This is a genomic window from Clostridioides sp. GD02404, from assembly GCF_045898275.1.
GTDB classification, from domain to species: domain Bacteria; phylum Bacillota; class Clostridia; order Peptostreptococcales; family Peptostreptococcaceae; genus Clostridioides; species Clostridioides difficile_A.
Map to the genome: position 1 here is coordinate 38,143 of NZ_JBJOCA010000027.1, position 18,833 is coordinate 56,975.

12 protein-coding genes and 1 pseudogene are annotated in these 18,833 nt (G+C 29.9%); 1 reads left to right on the forward strand and 12 read right to left on the reverse strand.

Translation table 11 applies throughout. From position 1 onward, the window contains the following. Positions 1 to 23: 23 nt before the first annotated feature. The 7 genes from carB (Q3287_RS15205) to Q3287_RS15235 all read right to left on the reverse strand — a co-directional run bounded on the left by carB (Q3287_RS15205) (position 24) and on the right by Q3287_RS15235 (position 11,711). Positions 24 to 3,230: a carbamoyl-phosphate synthase large subunit gene (gene carB / locus Q3287_RS15205; RefSeq protein WP_074178770.1), complete on the reverse strand. Its 3,207-nt coding sequence runs from the start codon at positions 3,228 to 3,230 to the stop codon at positions 24 to 26. A 180-nt stretch (positions 3,231 to 3,410) separates the two neighbouring features. Then, positions 3,411 to 4,460 (reverse strand): glutamine-hydrolyzing carbamoyl-phosphate synthase small subunit, encoded by a 1,050-nt coding sequence (carA, locus tag Q3287_RS15210; protein WP_054272032.1) that lies wholly within the window; start codon positions 4,458 to 4,460, stop codon positions 3,411 to 3,413. A gap of 257 nt (positions 4,461 to 4,717) precedes the next feature. Beyond that, on the reverse strand, positions 4,718 to 7,924 hold the full coding sequence (gene carB, locus Q3287_RS15215; RefSeq protein ID WP_407964362.1) for a carbamoyl-phosphate synthase large subunit: 3,207 nt from the start codon (positions 7,922 to 7,924) through the stop codon (positions 4,718 to 4,720). 52 nt (positions 7,925 to 7,976) lie between these two features. Next, the gene (gene carA / locus Q3287_RS15220; RefSeq protein ID WP_054277796.1) at positions 7,977 to 9,020 is read right to left on the reverse strand and encodes a glutamine-hydrolyzing carbamoyl-phosphate synthase small subunit; all 1,044 of its coding nucleotides are present in this window, start codon (positions 9,018 to 9,020) and stop codon (positions 7,977 to 7,979) included. A 25-nt stretch (positions 9,021 to 9,045) separates the two neighbouring features. Further along, positions 9,046 to 9,762, reverse strand: coding sequence for an orotidine-5'-phosphate decarboxylase (pyrF, locus tag Q3287_RS15225; protein WP_054277797.1), 717 nt, complete (start codon positions 9,760 to 9,762; stop codon positions 9,046 to 9,048). Positions 9,763 to 10,137: 375 nt separating this feature from the next. Next, positions 10,138 to 10,773, reverse strand: a complete 636-nt coding sequence (locus Q3287_RS15230; RefSeq protein WP_054277798.1) for a DUF1847 domain-containing protein — start codon at positions 10,771 to 10,773, stop codon at positions 10,138 to 10,140. Between the two features lie 23 nt (positions 10,774 to 10,796). Beyond that, positions 10,797 to 11,711 (reverse strand): nitroreductase family protein, encoded by a 915-nt coding sequence (locus Q3287_RS15235; protein ID WP_407964363.1) that lies wholly within the window; start codon positions 11,709 to 11,711, stop codon positions 10,797 to 10,799. 368 nt (positions 11,712 to 12,079) lie between these two features. On the opposite strand from Q3287_RS15235, the gene Q3287_RS15240 reads away from it, so the two are divergent. Further along, the gene (locus tag Q3287_RS15240; protein WP_407964364.1) at positions 12,080 to 13,309 is read left to right on the forward strand and encodes an aminopeptidase; all 1,230 of its coding nucleotides are present in this window, start codon (positions 12,080 to 12,082) and stop codon (positions 13,307 to 13,309) included. 204 nt (positions 13,310 to 13,513) lie between these two features. Here Q3287_RS15240 and Q3287_RS15245 read toward each other — a convergent pair whose 3' ends face one another. The 5 genes and pseudogenes from Q3287_RS15245 to Q3287_RS15265 all read right to left on the reverse strand — a co-directional run. Further along, the gene (locus tag Q3287_RS15245; RefSeq protein ID WP_407964365.1) at positions 13,514 to 15,895 is read right to left on the reverse strand and encodes a homocysteine S-methyltransferase family protein; all 2,382 of its coding nucleotides are present in this window, start codon (positions 15,893 to 15,895) and stop codon (positions 13,514 to 13,516) included. Beyond that, positions 15,873 to 16,592, reverse strand: coding sequence for a vitamin B12 dependent-methionine synthase activation domain-containing protein (locus tag Q3287_RS15250; protein WP_054277802.1), 720 nt, complete (start codon positions 16,590 to 16,592; stop codon positions 15,873 to 15,875). Before Q3287_RS15250 ends, Q3287_RS15245 begins: the two co-directional genes overlap by 23 nt. Beyond that, positions 16,582 to 17,037: an S-ribosylhomocysteine lyase gene (locus tag Q3287_RS15255; RefSeq protein WP_021386558.1), complete on the reverse strand. Its 456-nt coding sequence runs from the start codon at positions 17,035 to 17,037 to the stop codon at positions 16,582 to 16,584. The genes Q3287_RS15250 and Q3287_RS15255 overlap by 11 nt, the downstream gene beginning before the upstream one ends. Positions 17,038 to 17,310: 273 nt before the next feature. Continuing rightward, entirely contained in the window at positions 17,311 to 18,498 is a 1,188-nt protein-coding gene (locus Q3287_RS15260) for an ATP-binding protein (protein WP_161803448.1), read from the reverse strand. Next, positions 18,488 to 18,700, reverse strand: a pseudogene (locus Q3287_RS15265) (helix-turn-helix domain-containing protein); the annotation flags it as partial. The gene Q3287_RS15260 and the pseudogene Q3287_RS15265, both read right to left, overlap by 11 nt. Positions 18,701 to 18,833 lie beyond the last annotated feature (133 nt).

The window sequence follows — 18,833 nt, forward strand, 5'->3', positions numbered from 1 at the left end:
TAAAATATTTTAATAAACTTACTCTACTCAGCTATATTATAAACTTTTAACTTGTCTTTATTTAGGTGTTTCTTCTTAACTTCTACTAAAGCTTTTAATGTATCCAAAGATGTCATTATCTCAGTAGAGAACTCAATCGCTGTTCTTCTCATTTTAAATCCATCTCTTGTAGAATCATTTCCTTTAGTCGGTGTATTTATTACTATATCAACTTGTTTATTTCTTATAGCATCTAATATGTTTGGTCTAGGCTCTTCAATTCTATTTACTGTATCAGCCTCTATTCCATTTTCTCTTAAGCTTTTAGCTGTTCCTTCTGTAGCGACAAAAGTGTATCCTAACTCTTTCATATCTTTTGCTATCTCTATAAACTCATCTTTATCAAGATTATTAACAGTAGCAAGTACTACTCCTCTTTCATCAGACATATGTCTACCTGCTGCTAAAAATCCTTTGTATAAAGCTTCTTCTAAGTTTTCTCCTACACCTAGAACCTCTCCTGTAGACTTCATCTCAGGTCCTAGACTTACTTCAACTTTAGATAATTTAGACATTGAGAATACTGGCACTTTTACTGATACTAATTTTGGCTCTTTGTAAACTCCTGTACCGTATCCTAAATCTTTTAATTTGGCCCCTAACATACATTTAGTTGCTAAGTCAACTATTGGTACTCCACTAACTTTACTTATATATGGAACTGTTCTACTAGCTCTAGGATTAACCTCAATTATATATAACTCATTTTGGAATTCTATAAATTGTATATTAACCATACCAAGTACGTTAAGCTCTAAAGCCATTTTCTTAGTATATTCTACTATCTTTTCTTTTATTTCATCAGATATATTTTGACTTGGATACATTGTTGTACTGTCTCCAGAGTGAACTCCAGCTCTTTCTAAATGCTCCATTATACCAGGTATTAATATATCTTCTTTATCACATATCGCATCTACTTCTATTTCTCTACCAGTTAGATATTTATCTATTAGTACTGGATTTTTGTGGTCTCTATCAAACGCATCATCCAAATACTGAATTAATTTTTCTTCATTATAAGTTATTTCCATACCTTGACCACCAAGTACATAAGATGGTCTGACTAATACTGGATAACCTAACTCCTTAGCAATCCCAACACCCTCGTTAGTTGTCCATACACCTTTTCCTTTTGGTCTATTTATGTCTAGTTTTTCTAATAAATCATCAAACTTCTCTCTATCCTCTGCTGCATCTATATCTCTAAAATCTGTTCCTAATATAGGTATATTTTTCTCATGTAAGAACTTAGCTAATTTTATAGCTGTTTGCCCACCAAACTGTAATATTACACCTTCTGGTTTTTCTTTTTCAATTATATTTAAAACTTCTTCTTCTGTTAATGGTTCAAAATATAACTTGTCTGATGTATCAAAATCTGTACTTACTGTCTCTGGGTTATTATTTACAATTATAGTCTCAATACCCATTTTTCTTAAAGATTTTACACAGTGAACTGAACAATAGTCAAACTCTATACCTTGGCCTATTCTTATTGGCCCAGAGCCCAATACTATTACCTTTCTCTTATCACTAACAACTACTTCATCATATTGCTCATAAGTTGAATAATAGTAAGGTGATAAAGCTTCAAATTCTCCCCCACATGTATCAACCATTTTATAAACTGGTTGTATATTATATAGACTTCTCAACTCGTATAATTTTTCTGGACTTATTTTCATTAAGTCAGATATACCTTTATCAGAGAATCCTTTTTTCTTTAATTCGTGTAAATACTCTTTGTCTAAGTTTTCTATTTTTAGAACTTTTAATTTTTCTTCTTGCTCTACTATCCATTTAAATTTATTTATAAACCACTTATCAACACCAGTTATTTCTGAAATCATTTCTACTTTATAGCCTCTTCTTATCATTTCAGCTAAGTCAAATAGTCTCTCATCATCAGGTACTACTACTCTAGCCTTTAATTCTTCTAATGTTCTACCTTCTGATGGAGCATGAACTAATGAATATTTTCCTGTCTCAAGCGATCTTATTCCTTTAAGAATAGCTGCTTCAAAGTTACTTCCTATACTCATTATTTCACCAGTTGCCATCATCTTAGTTCCCAATTTTCTATTGGCATGTCTGAATTTATCAAATGGCCACTTTGGTATTTTTACTACTACATAATCTAATGTTGGCTCAAAGCAAGCATATGTTTTTTTAGTTACTGCATTTTCTATCTCATCTAAAGTGTATCCTAGAGCTATCTTAGCTGCTACTTTTGCGATTGGATAGCCTGTAGCTTTTGATGCTAAAGCTGATGACCTACTAACTCTTGGATTTATTTCTATTATCGCATATTCTAAACTATGTGGATTTAAAGCTATTTGAACATTGCAACCACCTTGAACTTCTATTGCATTTATTATATCTATTGATGCTTTTCTAAGTAGTTGATACTCTTCATCACTTAAAGTTTGACTTGGAGCAACAACTATACTGTCTCCTGTATGAACTCCAACTGGGTCTACATTTTCCATATTACATACAGTTATACAGTTACCATTTCCATCTCTCATTACTTCATATTCTATTTCTTTCCATCCTTTTATACTCTTTTCAAGAAGAACTTGACCTACTGGACTTAATTGTAATCCATGTGTAAGAGTTTCTCTTAATTCTTCCTCAGTATCGGCTATACCTCCACCAGTTCCACCTAATGTATATGCTGGTCTTACAACTACTGGATAGCCTATTTTATCAGCAAATTCAAGCCCTGCTTCTAAATTTGTAACTATATCACTAACTATTACTGGCTGATTTATTTCTTTCATTACCTCTCTAAATAAGTCTCTGTCTTCGCCCTTTTTTATAGAGTTTATAGATGTTCCTATAACTTTTACATTGTATTTTTCTAATATCCCAGCATCATGTAGTTCTACAGCTAAGTTAAGCCCTGTTTGACCTCCCATACCTGCAAGTAAACTATCTGGTCTTTCTTTTTCTATTATTTTTTCTATAAATTCTATTGTTAATGGTTCTATATATATTTTATCTGCAATCTCTTTATCAGTCATTATAGTAGCTGGATTACTATTAACTAATACGACTTCTATTCCCTCTTCTTTTAATGCTTGGCAGGCCTGTGTTCCTGAATAGTCAAATTCTGCCGCTTGACCTATTATTATTGGCCCTGACCCTAATACTAAAGTTTTCTTTATACTATCTAATTTAGGCATAACTCTTTCTCCTTATCTAAACAATTTTCACGGTTCTTATCTTTATCATCTATATAATCAATTTTAATTACTTTATTTCATCTTAAATTTAGATTTCCTTATTATACATATCTATGTTAATTAAACCAATGATTTTTTGATTTAAATTATTCTTATTTTTTAATTATATCTTAGTACTATTTATTTTACTAACTCTAAAAACTTGTCGAAAATATAATCATTATCTTTTGGTCCTGGGCAAGCTTCAGGATGGTACTGAACACTGTATACATCTAGACTCTCATGTCTCATTCCTTCAACAGTATTATCATTTAAATTTATATGTGTCATTTTCATTTGCTCAGGAACTTCTGAAACATAATATCCATGATTTTGAGAAGTTATAAATACTTTTCCCTCTTCTAAATCTTTAACTGGGTGATTACCACCTCTATGTCCAAATTTAAGTTTAGCAGTCTTTCCTCCAAGAGCTAAAGCTAAAAGTTGATGTCCTAGGCATATTCCAACTATAGGTTTTTTACCGATAAGAGCTTTTATATTTGCTATAACATCTTCTAGGTCTTCTGGATCTCCAGGTCCATTTGACAAGAATATTAAGTCAGGATTTATACTTAATACATCTTCTGGAGATGTTGTGGCTGGAAATATTGTTATATCACATCCACGAGCTGCAAATGATCTTAATATGTTTCTCTTAACTCCAAAATCCATAACAGCCACTTTTGGGCCATTTCCTTTTATATGCTCTACTTCTTTTCTTGTAACGGTTCTAACTGCTTCTGTATTCGAAAACTTATCCAATTTATGTTTAACATCTTCTAACTTACTGTCTTCTAATGTAATTATCCCTTTCATTGTTCCATTATTTCTAAGTATCTTAGTCAAAGCTCTTGTATCTATTCCCTCAAGCCCAATAACTTTATTTTGCTTTAGATATTGGTCTATATCAATTTCACATCTAAAATTACTTGGAGAATCACTTTTCTCTCTTACTATAAATCCCTTTACTTGTACTTTTTCAGATTCTGCTGATGATAAATTTATACCATAATTCCCTACAAGAGGATAAGTCATAGTAACTATTTGACCATAGTAAGAAGGGTCTGTTAGAACTTCACCATATCCTATCATAGAAGTGTTAAATACTACTTCTCCTACACTTTCTTCTAAATATCCAAATGCCTTTCCTATAAAAATTGTGCCATCTTCTAATATTAACCTTGCTTTCATATTACAGTACCTCCTATAATTCTCTTTAGGTAAACTAAAGAACATTAACTAAATATAAGCTTTTAAATATCTATATATATTTTTCACTTTTACATTCTAGTTTTATACTTATTTACACTTATTTTTTATCTTTTTCTATTATACTACAAATTTCTTAAAAAAAAGAAGTTATCTCAAAAGTAAAAACTCATAGAAAAAATAACTTCTTATTTTTAATTTAATAATTAAATTCTTAAACTATAAAATCAAATTAATGTCTATTCAGCTATATTGTAAACTTTTAACTTATCTTTGTTTAGATGTTTCTTCTTAACTTCTACTAAAGCTTTTAATGTATCCAAAGATGTCATTATTTCGGTAGAGAACTCAATCGCTGTTCTTCTTATCTTAAATCCATCTCTTGTAGAATCATTTCCTTTAGTTGGTGTATTTATTACTATATCAACTTGTTTATTTCTTATAGCATCTAATATATTTGGTCTAGATTCTTCTACTCTATTTACTGTATCAGCCTCTATTCCATTTTCTCTTAGACTCTTAGCTGTTCCTTCTGTAGCGACAAAAGTGTATCCTAACTTTTTCATATCTTTTGCTATCTCTATAAACTCATCTTTATCAAGATTATTAACAGTAGCAAGCACTACTCCTCTTTCATCAGACATATGTCTACCTGCTGCTAAAAATCCTTTGTATAAAGCTTCTTCTAAGTTTTCTCCTACACCTAGAACCTCTCCTGTAGACTTCATCTCAGGTCCTAGACTTACTTCAACTTTAGATAATTTAGACATTGAGAATACTGGAACTTTTACTGATACTAATTTTGGCTCTTTGTAAACTCCTGTACCATATCCTAAATCTTTTAATTTTGCTCCTAACATACACTTAGTTGCTAAGTCAACTATTGGTACTCCACTAACTTTACTTATATATGGAACTGTTCTACTAGCTCTAGGATTAACCTCAATTATATATAATTCATTTTGGAATTCTATAAATTGTATATTAACCATACCAATTACATTAAGTTCTAAAGCTATTTTTTTAGTGTATTCTACTATCTTTTCTTTTATTTCATCAGATATATTTTGACTTGGATACATTGTTGTACTGTCTCCAGAGTGAACTCCAGCTCTTTCTAAATGCTCCATTATACCAGGTATTAATATATCTTCTCTATCACATATCGCATCTACTTCTATTTCTCTACCAGTTAGATATTTATCTATAAGTACTGGGTTTTTGTGGTCCCTATCAAATGCATCCTGTAAGTATTGAGATAATTTTTCTTCATTATAAGTTATTTCCATGCCTTGACCACCAAGTACATAAGATGGTCTAACTAATACTGGATAACCCAATTCATTAGCAATTTCAATACCTTCACTAAGTGACCATACGCCTTTTCCTTTTGGTCTATTTATATCTAGTTTTTCTAATAAGTCATCAAACTTCTCTCTATCTTCTGCTGCATCTATATCATCAAAATCAGTACCTAATATAGGTATATTTTTTTCGTGTAAGAACTTAGCTAATTTTATAGCTGTTTGCCCACCAAACTGTAATATTACACCTTCTGGCATTTCCTTTTCGATTATACTTAGAACTTCTTCTTCTGTTAATGGTTCAAAATACAACTTGTCTGATGTATCAAAATCTGTACTTACTGTCTCAGGATTATTGTTTATAATTATAGTTTCTATGTCCATTTTTCTTAAAGATTTTACACAGTGAACTGAACAATAGTCAAACTCTATACCTTGGCCTATTCTTATTGGCCCAGAACCCAACACTATTACCTTTTTCTTATCACTAACAACTACCTCATCATATTGTTCATAAGTTGAATAATAGTAAGGAGATATAGCATCTATCTCACCTGCACAAGTATCAACCATCTTATATGCTGGTTTTATATTATATAGACTTCTCAATTCATATAATTTTTCTGGACTTATTTTCATTAAGTCAGATATACCTTTATCAGAAAATCCTTTTTTCTTTAATTCAAGAAGATAATCTTTAGTTAAATCTTCAATTTTCATAACTTTTAATTTTTCTTCTTGCTCTACTATCCATTTAAATTTATTTATAAACCATTTGTCTATACCTGTAATTTGCTCTATCATTTCTACTTTATAGCCTCTTCTTATCATTTCAGCTAAGTCAAATAGTCTCTCATCATCAGGTACTACAACTCTTTTCTTTAGTTCCTCAATACTTCTTTCTTCAGATGGTGTGTGAACCAATGAATATTTTCCTGTCTCAAGTGATCTTATTCCTTTAAGAATAGCTGCTTCAAAGTTACTTCCTATACTCATTATTTCACCAGTTGCCATCATCTTAGTTCCTAATTTTCTATTTGCTTTTTTAAATTTGTCAAATGGCCATTTTGGTATTTTTGCTACTACATAATCTATAGTTGGTTCAAAACAAGCATAAGTTTTTTTAGTTACTGCATTTTCTATCTCATCTAAAGTGTATCCTAGAGCTATTTTTGATGAAACTTTAGCTATTGGATATCCTGTAGCTTTTGATGCTAAAGCTGATGATCTACTAACTCTTGGATTTATCTCTATAACTGCATATTCAAAACTATGTGGATTAAGTGCAAATTGAACATTACATCCACCTTGAACTTCTACTGCATTTAATATATCTAAAGATGCTTTTTTAAGCATCGCACATTCTTTATTGCTTAGAGTTTGAGTTGGGGCAACAACTATACTATCTCCTGTATGAACTCCAACTGGGTCTATATTCTCCATATTACATACAACAATACAGTTACCTTTTGAATCTCTTATTACTTCATATTCTATTTCTTTCCAACCTTTTATACTCTTTTCAAGAAGAACTTGACCTACTGGACTTAATTGTAATCCATGTGAAAGTATTTCTCTTAATTCTTCTTCATTATCGGCTATACCTCCACCAGTTCCACCTAATGTATACGCTGGTCTTACAACTACTGGATAACCTATTGTAAGTGCATAGTCAAGACCTGCTTGTAAATCTGTAACTATATCACTAACTATTACTGGCTGATTTATTTCTTTCATTACATCTCTAAATATATCTCTATCTTCACCTTTTTTAATAGATTCTACTGAAGTTCCTATTATCTTTACTCCATATTTATCTAGTATTCCTTTTTCATAAAGCTCAACTGCTAAGTTTAGCCCTGTTTGCCCACCCATACCTGCAAGTAAACTATCTGGTCTTTCTTTTTCTATTATTTTTTCTATAAATTCTATTGTTAATGGTTCTATATATATTTTATCTGCCACTTCTTTATCAGTCATTATCGTAGCTGGATTACTGTTTATTAATACAACTTCAATTCCCTCTTCTTTTAAAGATTGGCAAGCTTGTGTCCCTGAATAGTCAAATTCCGCTGCTTGACCTATTATTATTGGTCCTGACCCTAATACTAAAGTTTTCTTTATACTATCTAATTTAGGCATAAATTTTTCTCCTTATCTAAATGGTTTTTACTATCTGTAAATAATACTAAATCTATATTAATGCTAAGAATTTGTTAAATATACAATCTAAATCTTCTATTGTTGTGTATTCTGGAATGTACTGAACACTATATATTGGTAATTCTTTATGTTTCATTCCTTCTATAGTATTGTCATTTAAATTTATATGAGTTATCTCTGTATTTTCTGGCATTTCTGAAACATTATATCCATGATTTTGAGAAGTTATAAACACTTTTCCAGTTTCTAAACATTTAACTGGATGATTTCCTCCTCTATGTCCAAATGTAAGCTTTGAAGTTTTTCCTCCTAATGCCAAGGCTAAAATTTGATGTCCTAAACCGATTCCTGTCAGTGGCTTTTTACCTACTAAATTTTTTATATTTTCAACTATATCATTTACATCTTCTGGATTCCCTGGTCCATTAGATAATAATATTAAGTCAGGATTTATATTTAAAATTTCTTCTGATGTAGTCATCGCTGGTACTATAGTTATATCACAGTTACAAGCTTTAAGAGACTCTAGTATACTATTTTTAACACCAAAATCTATAACTACAACTTTTGCACCAGTCCCTTTAATATTTTCAATTTCTTTTCTTGTAACATTTTTTACTGAATCCTTGTTACAATGCTCTGCTAACTTAGATTCAACATCTTGTAATGATGCATTTTCTAAAGTTATGATACCTCTCTTTGTTCCATTATTTCTAATAATTTTAGTTAATGCTCTTGTATCTATCCCTTCAAGCCCTATTACCTTATTTTGCTTTAGGTATGTGTCTATATCCATCTCACATCTAAAATTATTTGGGTTATCACTTTTTTCTCTTACAATAAATCCTTTTACTTGTACTTTATTTGATTCTACATCTTCTAGATTTATCCCATAGTTACCTATAAGTGGATAAGTCATAGTAACTATTTGTCCATAATAAGTTGCATCTGTTAATAGTTCTCCATATCCAGCCATTGAAGTGTTAAATACAACTTCTCCAACAGTTTCTTTTAGATATCCAAATGCTTTTCCTTCAAATACTGTTCCATCTTCTAAAATTAATTTCCCCTTCATATAAGCTACCTCCCAAATATTTTATCTAAGCATTTTCTATTTCTTTTACAATATTAATCGCTGATTCTCTTGGATTTTCTGCTTTTGTTATAGGTCTTCCAACAACTAAATAATGAGCTCCTCTTTTTATTGCATCTGATGGAGTTACAACTCTTTTTTGGTCTCCAACCTCTGCTGATTTAGGTCTTATGCCTGGACAAACTGTTATAAAATCAGTTCCACATGCTTCTACTATCTTATCTACTTCTTGTGCTGAACAAACAACCCCATCTATTCCTGATTCTTTTGCCAGTTTAGCTCTCTTTATAGCTAACTCTTCTGTTGTCATATTGCATCCTATATCTTGTAAGTCTTGATTGCTTAATGAAGTTAGAACTGTTACTCCAACTACTAAAGGCTTTTCTATATTTAATCTTTCTGCTTCTTCTTTAGCAACTAGTGCACACTGTCTCATTCCTTCCATATCTGATACATGTATTGTCATTAACCAAACATTATCTCTCACTGCAGCTCTTACTGCACTTTTCATAGTATTTGGAATATCATGGAATTTAAGGTCTAAAAATATTTTTTTCCCTTTTTCTTTAAGATAATCTATTGTTTTTCCTTTTGTAGCAACATATTGTTCTAATCCTACTTTAAATATATCTACACTATCCTCTAATTTGTCTATTAATTCTTTAGCTTTATCAAATTCGTCAGTATCAATTGCAACTATTAATTTTTCTTTACCATTTATCATTTTTACATCTCCTTTTTAATAAAGCCTAAATCTTCATAAAAAAATCCTCACACCAAAAGAGGCACAAGGATTTTATCTATACATAACTCAATTCTTAGCTATGAGATATCTTTCCCAGTCTCTCTGGACTAGTTTAAAAGACTTTATTATATTTAAATTTTTATTTTATACTCATCAAAAACCTCTAGAAGATTTACTAGAGGTTATATATTAACACTATCTATAACCCTTTAGTCTCTCTGGACTAATTTAAGGAATTTAGCTGTAATATTTTTCTTTATTAATATAACTTTATGTATCTCTAAGATAATTTAAAGTTTTATCTTTTTTTATAATTAAACCACTAATTGCTTTTTATGTCAATAAGTCTTTGAATTATTCTTCATCTTTATCAAACAATTTTTTTTCAAAATATGACTCTGCATTATATATCGCAGCAGCTGGATTATGCCCAGTTACTCTATCTTTGACAATTAGAGTTGTTATAGGAGCTTCCATATATTTCATGGCTAATGTATCATGTCCAACACATAATCCAAGAATTACATTAAGGTCAACTTTAGCTTCATTTAAAAACAAAGCCTGTCCTATTGGATTACACATTATTTCATCTGCACACTTTGATATTGTTTGAGATGCTTCTAAGCCAACTGTGCTCTTAGATATTGCTCCATTTTTACATATAACCGAAAATACTTCAAATCCATGGTGTTCAAATATTTTTTGTACTGTTTGCATTTCTCTTTTTAATCCAATACAAAATGCTATACCTATTTTTTTATAATCACATTTCTTAGCAAACTCTATTATCTCTTTTAGTCTAGTATATTGACAATACCCTTCTGACTCAACTAATCCAGCATTATAAGCTATTTTTCTATTTTCCTCTTCCTCATAAAGTTGTTTTGCTTTTTGTTGTAGTTCAACTTCTCTAGTAGGACATATCTTCATTAGCTTATCCATATTTCCATCAGAACAACCCCTAAGATTACACTTCCCACACTTGTACATATCCAATATCCCCTTCCAAAATTTTATTCTTCTTGTGATTCTTCTTTCTCTGGACTTACACTTTCTTCTGGTATCTCTTCTTCTGGTTTCACATGTTCAACTACGGTTATAAAATATGATTTTCCTATTTTATTTCTTATAGGAAGTTTTTCATATGAAACATCTATTTTATTTTTGATGCAAGCTATGTCAAAATGCCTTAATCCTGCACCTAAGCTAACTTTATTCATATCTTCACAATGTTTCTTAGGCTTTTTTTCAAATAAATGAAGACCTCGTTCATCCTTATGGAAATACCACGGCTGAGAATTTTTTACAGATGGAGCTCTTCTCGTAAATTCTAATACTTCTTTCCATTTTCTATTCCTATTTATTTTATTTATCATATCTTTTACTGGTTTTCTATCAGGTCTAGCATATCTTGTTCTAAATAAATCCTCATTTCTCGCTGGATATCCAAAAGCTATTATTATATAAGGATACTCTATTTCTTCTTCCTTATCTTCTTCTGTTTTTATTCCAGCTAAATAATCTAAATCGTCTTCTTCATCTTCTTCAGAGTTTTTATTTCCTATATCTACAAATTCTAAAATATCTTCTCTCTTTAAGTTTCCCTCCAGCCAACAGGTAGCTACACCCAATGTTGTAAGACGTAAAACTACACCTTCTGTAGCAAAACCTATATTTTGTAAATAATCTTCACCTTTATTTGATGTGATTACTATATAATGAGGTGCTTTTACTTTACATTCCTTACCCATTAAGAAATGTATTATATGACCTCTATCAACAACATGCGCTTTAATATTTAAATCTTCATTTAAATATTCTAAATTTTTACAACTTCTCTTTATTTCTTCCATTAATGGCTTTTTTATCTTATTACTGGAAAAATTTCTTACAGATTTTCTATAAAAAATGGCTTCATAAAGCTCCATTTATGCCCTCCTAACTGAAATCTTCTGTTCATAATATATAAACTACTATATTTAAACATATATAAGCTTTGCCAGAAAATTTTTTATTTCATTATTTATATTTATCTCATTATTATATTATAAGTTTTTTTCAGTATTCTTGTATAGCTTTTCACTAAAAAAGTATTTTTATTTCTACTTTAATACTAATATCAACAAAAAATATTCTTCCAATTAAGTTTGTGCTTCTAAACAATCTGTTTTAATTAAAATAGATATTTTTTATTTCTTAGTTTATAGAGTATAAATATTTTAAATATGACCCAAAATCTAAGTAATGTTATAATACTTTATAGGTTATTCAATATTAAAAATATAGGAGGATAAACATGGATTTAAATAGAAATTTAGAGAAATATGCTGAATTGGCAATCAAGGTCGGGATTAACATACAGCCAGGTCAAACTTTACTTATAAAATCACCAATAGAATGTGCTGATTTTGCAAGAAATGCACTTAAAGAAGCATATAAATGTGGTGCTAAAAATGTATATATAGAATGGTCTGATGAAGAAAGTGCTCTTATTAAGTATTTATATGCTCCAGATGAAGTATTTCATGAGTTCCCAAAATGGACAGCAGAACAATATGTAGATATAGCAAAAGAAGGCGGGGCATTTTTATCAGTATATGCTCAAAATCCTGACTTACTAAAAGACGTTGACCCTGAAAGGGTGGCAAATTTTCAAAAAGCATCTGGTAAGGCTTTAAAAGAATGGCGTTCTTATACTCTAACTGATAAGTGTAAATGGAGCATAGTTTCTGTGCCAACAAAAGCGTGGGCAAAAAAAGTATTTCCAAATTTATCAGAAGAAAAAGCAATAGAAGAATTATGGGATGCTATATTTAAGTGTTCAAGAGTAGATGGTCAAGACCCTATAAAAGCATGGGAGGAACATAATAAAAATCTTAAGTCTAAAATGGATTTCTTAAATAAAAATAATTTTAAAACTTTAAAATATAAATCTTCAAAAACTGATTTGACTTTAGATTTGCCAAAAGGTCATATTTGGTTAAGTGGAGCATCTAAAGACCCTAATGGAATAAGCTTCAATCCTAACATCCCAACAGAAGAAATTTTTGGAATGCCACATAAGTTTAAAGTGAATGGAACTGTTTATAGTACTAAACCTCTTGTTTATGGTGGAAATATAATTGATAATTTCTTCTTAACTTTTAAAGATGGAAAAATAATAGATTTTTCTGCTGAAAAAGGACTTGAAACTTTAAAGAAACTTATTGAAACAGATGAAGGTTCTCAATATTTAGGAGAAGTTGCTCTTGTTCCATACAACTCACCAATATCCAATACAGATATAATTTTTTATAATACTCTATATGATGAGAATGCTTCTTGCCATTTTGCAATTGGTTCTGCTTACAGAACTTGTCTAGATGGTGGAAACAATTTAAAAGATGAAGAATTGGATGAATATGGTGTAAATGATAGCTTAACACATGTAGACTTTATGATTGGGTCTGATGATATGGATATTATAGGAGAAACTTATGATGGAAAGCAAATACAAATTTTTAAAAATGGCAACTGGGCTTTTTAATCTATGCTTTAACTAAAAAGGGCTGATGGAAGTTATACCAGACTTCCCAGCCCTTTTTAATGTTGATGATAAATATTTTTTTATATTAATTAATCTCATTTTTATAGATTAATTCCTATTGTTTCAAACATAAGTATCTAAAACTTATATCTATATTATATATAAAATATCCTATTTAGTAAAACCTTTATTTTAATTTACATGCTAAAAATTTAACTTTGCTATTTCAACAGCAGATTTTGCATCCTTTGAATAATAGTCAGCACCCATTTCTTCTGCATATTCTTCTGTCAAAACTGCACCTCCTACAAATACTTTCGCCTTTATATCATTATCTCTTAATGCTTGAATCGTATCTTTCATGCTTTGAACAGTTGTAGTCATAAGTGCACTTAATCCTACTAATTTTATATTTCTTTTTTTGGCTACTTCTACTACTTCTTCAATTGGAACATCTTTCCCTAAATCTATAACTTCATATCCATAATTTTCTAGCATTATTTTTACTATATTTTTTCCAATATCATGGATATCGCCTTTTACTGTGGCAACTATTATTTTTCCTTTAGATACATTATCACTACTTTTAATTAATAAAGTTTCCTTTATTGTATTTAATGAAGCTTTAACTGTCTCTGCTGATTGAATCAATTGCGGTAAGAATATATCTCCACTATCATATCTCTTTCCTACTTTATCAAGGGCAGGAATTAAAATCTCATCTAATATATAATTCTCATCCTTTTCCTTCAAAAGATTCAGTGTTACATTTTTTGCTTCGTCTTTTAATCCTCTTTCAACTAAAACATCTAGAGACAAATCTTTGTCAGTTTTCGTAGAAGAGTCTGATTTTTTTGAATTATTTATATTGCTATATTGATTTATATATTTGATACACCCTTTATCTGTATTATTTAAGATTCTAAAAGAGTTAATAGCCTCCATCATACTATATTCATTTGGATTTATAATTGCTAAATCAAGACCTGCTCCTAAAGCTAATGTTAGAAAAGAAGCATTAAGTGCTTTTCTATTTGGAAGTCCGAATGAAATATTTGAAACACCTAAAATAGTTTTTACTCCCAATGTCTTTACCATTGTTATAGCCTTTATCGTCTCTATTGCTTCCTCTTGTTGTGCTGACACAGTTAATGATAAACAATCTATAAATATATCTTTTGGCTTTATTCCATAAGAAACTGCCCTATCTACTATTCTTTTTGCTATTTCAAATCTTTCTTCAGCTTTTTTAGGTATACCTTTTTCATCAAGAGTAAGTCCAACTACACATGAACCATACTTTTTGACTATTGGTAATATACTTTCTAAAGACTCCTCTTTGCCATTTACAGAGTTTACTATTGTTCTACCATTATAATATCTAAGCCCTTGTTCTAATGCCTCTACATTGGAAGAATCGACTTGTAAAGGTGTATCTACTACTGCCTGTATTTCTCTTATTAATTTTGGCATTAATTTTTTCTCATCTACCTCTGGTAAACCAACATTTACTCCTAATATTTGTGCCCCAGCATTTACTTGTTCTAGTCCTAAGTTTATTGCATAATCTAAATTTTCATTTTTCAATGCTTCTTGAAGAGATTTTCTTCCTGTAGGATTCAATCTTTCTCCAACAACTATAGGTGATTCTACTTCTACAAATTTTGATGGTGAACAAACTACACATTTGTCAATTTTCTCTATATTTCCCTTTACAACAGAATTTATATTATCAGATATTTCTTTTATAAAACTTGGATTTGTACCACAGCATCCACCTATTATAGTAGCACCAACCTCAACGAATTTCTTAACACCTTCAAAAAACTCTTTTGCATCAACATCATATATAGCCTCTCCATCAACTATATTTGGTAAACCAGCATTTGCTTGAACCATCACAGGTATTGTAGCTCTTGATACTATTTTTTTCACTATTGGTAAAAGTTGTTTCGGTCCTAATGAACAGTTTACTCCTATTGCATCAACACCCAATCCTTCTATAGTAGCCACCATACTCTCTGGCATACATCCAGTAAAACTTCTTCCTCCTTCATCAAATGTCATAGTACAGAAAACAGGTAAGTCAGAATTTTCCTTTGCAGCTAATACAGCTGCTTTAGCTTCATATAAATCCATCATAGTCTCTATTACTATCACATCAACACCAGATTTTGCGCCCTGTAATACTTGTCTTTTAAATATTTCATATGCTCTATCAAAACTTAAAGTCCCCATAGGCTCTAACATCTCTCCTATAGGCCCAATATCTAATGCTACATATCTAGGTTTAGTTTTATCTACATTTTCTATAGCTTTTCTAGCCACTAAAACAGCATTATCAATCACTTCTTCTACTGTATAGTTACTATCTAATTTTAGCTCATTACATCCAAAAGTATTTGTAAGAATTACGTTTGAACCTGCCTCTAAATATGAGGTATGTATTTCTATAAGTTTTTCTGGATTTTGAATACCAAACACTTCTGGGTTTTCACCTAACTTTAAACCTTTTTGTTGAAGCATTGTTCCCATTGCACCATCAAATATTAGTATATTATTCTTAAGATATTGTCTTATTTCCACAAGAATTCTCTCCTTTTCTATATGTACAGTTTCTATAGTTTTTACAATTTTCACACGATTTTTCTTTTTTAGATTCATCTATTTTTATATTAGAAATACCTATGATAGCCACTACTGACTTTCTAGGTATCATAATCCCATTGGAAGTAATTGTTAAACCTATTTGTTTTTGAGCATTTAGCACATTTAATATATCTATATTTTTTTCTATTGGTAAATCTCCATATCCTGGGCTATATCGCATAGTTATAAATTTATTTTGTTCTAAAAAAACCTTTTCTACATTATCTTGAATGATGTCACATACTTCTTCTATTGCTGTTGTTCCACATGAATCTATTATTAGTCCTTTTGTTAAATCTGAATAAGAATGTCTTTTTATTTCTTTTTCTATCTCTAATCCTAATGTAGCTGCCATAATTACACATTCATTACATTCTTTTAAAAGTTCATATATATCTTTACTTTCTAATGTTAAATTTGTCCCCTCTAACTCTACAACATTATCTTTATTTATTTTAATAGGATAAATCCTAGATAAATATCTAGGATTTATTTTATTTTTAGTTATATCTACACATTCATCAATAGTATCTTTAAGGTCTTTATCTATCTCCTGACCTCTGTATTGTAAGTATCTTAAAACTTCACTTTGATTTATGTTTATACTTCCTTTTTCAATTAAATTATTCTCCATATATGTTTAAAGAAAATCCTTTGTCCAAAACATCTTTTGCGTATTCTTTTGCTCCAAATAAAGATAAATCTCTGTAGTTCCCACATTCTATTGCTGTAGCTGCTGGCATTTCATCTGATTCAACCACTTTTTTTAATGCTTCCTCTAAACCAACCTTAACTGTATTGGCATCTACATCTCCCCATAGTATTAAATAAAATCCTGTTCTACATCCCATTGGAGATAAGTCTATTACTCCCTCTAATGTATCTCTTAAATAAGTTGCTAACAGATGCTCTAAACCATGCATAGCAGCAGTTCCAAAACTCTCTACATTTGGTTGTAAAAATCTTAGGTCAAATTTACTTACCTTATCTCCCTTTACTCCATCAAGTACGCTACATTTTCTTACAAAAGGAGCTTTTACTTTTGTATGGTCTAACTTAAAACTTTCCACTTTTTCCATTATTTAATCCTCCATTATCTTTTAAATTCATTACATTAATTCTAAAAAAAACTCCCCCTATCCATTATTGATAAGAAGAGTATATTATTTCAAATCGTCTCATCGTTGTTAGCAGGACCACCTAATAAAAGGTTGGTATAGGATCACTGAGCTAACTCTCTCCCCTAACTCTTGATAAGTATCTTATTAAACTGACTTAAATTATATATTACTTTTTTATTTTTGTAAACACTTTATCGCTATATTATTTATACATCTAATTATACTTTTGTTTTATAACTCAACTGATTGTATTATTGGCAGTTGTACCTCAAATACAGTTTGATGTTTATTGCTTGAAACAGTGATTTCTCCACCATGTAAGTTTACAATGTTCTTTGTGATTGCAAGACCCAATCCAGACCCTCCAGCATTTCTATTTCTTGACTTTTCAACTCTATAAAATCTGTCAAATATATTTGGTAAATCTAATACTGGAATTGGTTCTCCATAATTTATGACCTTTACAATCGCCATATCTTCTTTTTTCTCTGTGACTATATCTACATAGAGCCCATCTTTTCCATACTTCATAGCATTAGTCATAAGATTCTCAAATACTCTTACTAATTTATTTGGGTCAGCTTTTACAATTAATTTTTCTTCATTAAAATTAACTCTACTAACCATAAATTCCTGCTTAAAATAAATTTCAAATTGAGATACTATCTGACTTAATAACTCTACTAAATTTATTTCTATCTTATTTAATCTCATTGTATTGTTTTGCATTTTAGTAAGTTCAAACAAATCATTTATGAGTACATTTAAATTTTTCGATTTTTCATATGCAATATTAACATAATACATCATCTGTACTTCATCTTTATACTTACCTTCTTCTATCAATCCTAAATAACCCATTATTGATGTCAAAGGTGTTCTTAAATCATGTGACACATTTGTTATTAAATCTGTTTTGGTTTGCTGAGCTTGTCTCTCTTCAACAGTTATGTTTCTAAGTTGATGAATAATACTATTAATTTTATGTGCTAGTTCATCAATATCATCAACTTCTTTATCCTTTAATTCTTCTAAATCATACTCGATATCTATATTCTTTTGTAAATCACTTTCATCCATTGAATTTACAGCATCTAAAATAACTTCTAACTTCTGATTTTTTTTATTAGCTTTTTTTATAAAATCTACAACTTGCTTATTTCTCTTGTATGATATTAAAGAATAAATTGCTAACGATGAAATTAGAAATAAAAATGGATAAAACAGTCCATCTCCCATAGATGCTCTTAAATCTCTTAAATTATATACAAGATAATTAATTGTAGATAAATGAGTATTAACATATAACAATTTTATTATATAAATGCTTGTTAACATAATTATTAAAGTAATAATGCAACTTATTGCAAAATCTATTATAGGACGAAACATATGATTTAATAAGCTTTTATTTTTCAATTTTATATCCTACTCCCCATACAGTATGAATTATTTTTTCTCCATCTGTATATTTTTCAATTTTATCTCTTATTCTACTCATATGGACCATTACAGTATTATTAGATTGATAATATTTCTCTTTCCATACCTTTTCAAATATTTCTTCTGTACTATATACTCTTCCCTTATTATTTGCTAGTAAGTACAATATCTGAACCTCCCATGACTAAAGTCACAGGGTTCCTGCTTCATAGAATTTTGCATACTAAAATATGTCTTACAAACTCTCCACAGGCTATCCCCGTAGTTCCTACGGTTCTTACATAAGTTATCTATTTTAAACTCTTATTAGT

Coding starts and splice junctions, on each gene's coding strand:
- carB (WP_074178770.1), bottom strand. CDS start 3,230: ATGCCTAAATTAGATAGTATAAAGAAAACTTTAGTATTAGGGTCAGGG.
- carA (WP_054272032.1), bottom strand. CDS start 4,460: ATGAAAGCAAGGTTAATATTAGAAGATGGCACAATTTTTATAGGAAAG.
- carB (WP_407964362.1), bottom strand. CDS start 7,924: ATGCCTAAATTAGATAGTATAAAGAAAACTTTAGTATTAGGGTCAGGA.
- carA (WP_054277796.1), bottom strand. CDS start 9,020: ATGAAGGGGAAATTAATTTTAGAAGATGGAACAGTATTTGAAGGAAAA.
- pyrF (WP_054277797.1), bottom strand. CDS start 9,762: ATGATAAATGGTAAAGAAAAATTAATAGTTGCAATTGATACTGACGAA.
- Q3287_RS15230 (WP_054277798.1), bottom strand. CDS start 10,773: ATGTACAAGTGTGGGAAGTGTAATCTTAGGGGTTGTTCTGATGGAAAT.
- Q3287_RS15235 (WP_407964363.1), bottom strand. CDS start 11,711: ATGGAGCTTTATGAAGCCATTTTTTATAGAAAATCTGTAAGAAATTTT.
- Q3287_RS15240 (WP_407964364.1), top strand. CDS start 12,080: ATGGATTTAAATAGAAATTTAGAGAAATATGCTGAATTGGCAATCAAG.
- Q3287_RS15250 (WP_054277802.1), bottom strand. CDS start 16,592: ATGGAGAATAATTTAATTGAAAAAGGAAGTATAAACATAAATCAAAGT.
- Q3287_RS15255 (WP_021386558.1), bottom strand. CDS start 17,037: ATGGAAAAAGTGGAAAGTTTTAAGTTAGACCATACAAAAGTAAAAGCT.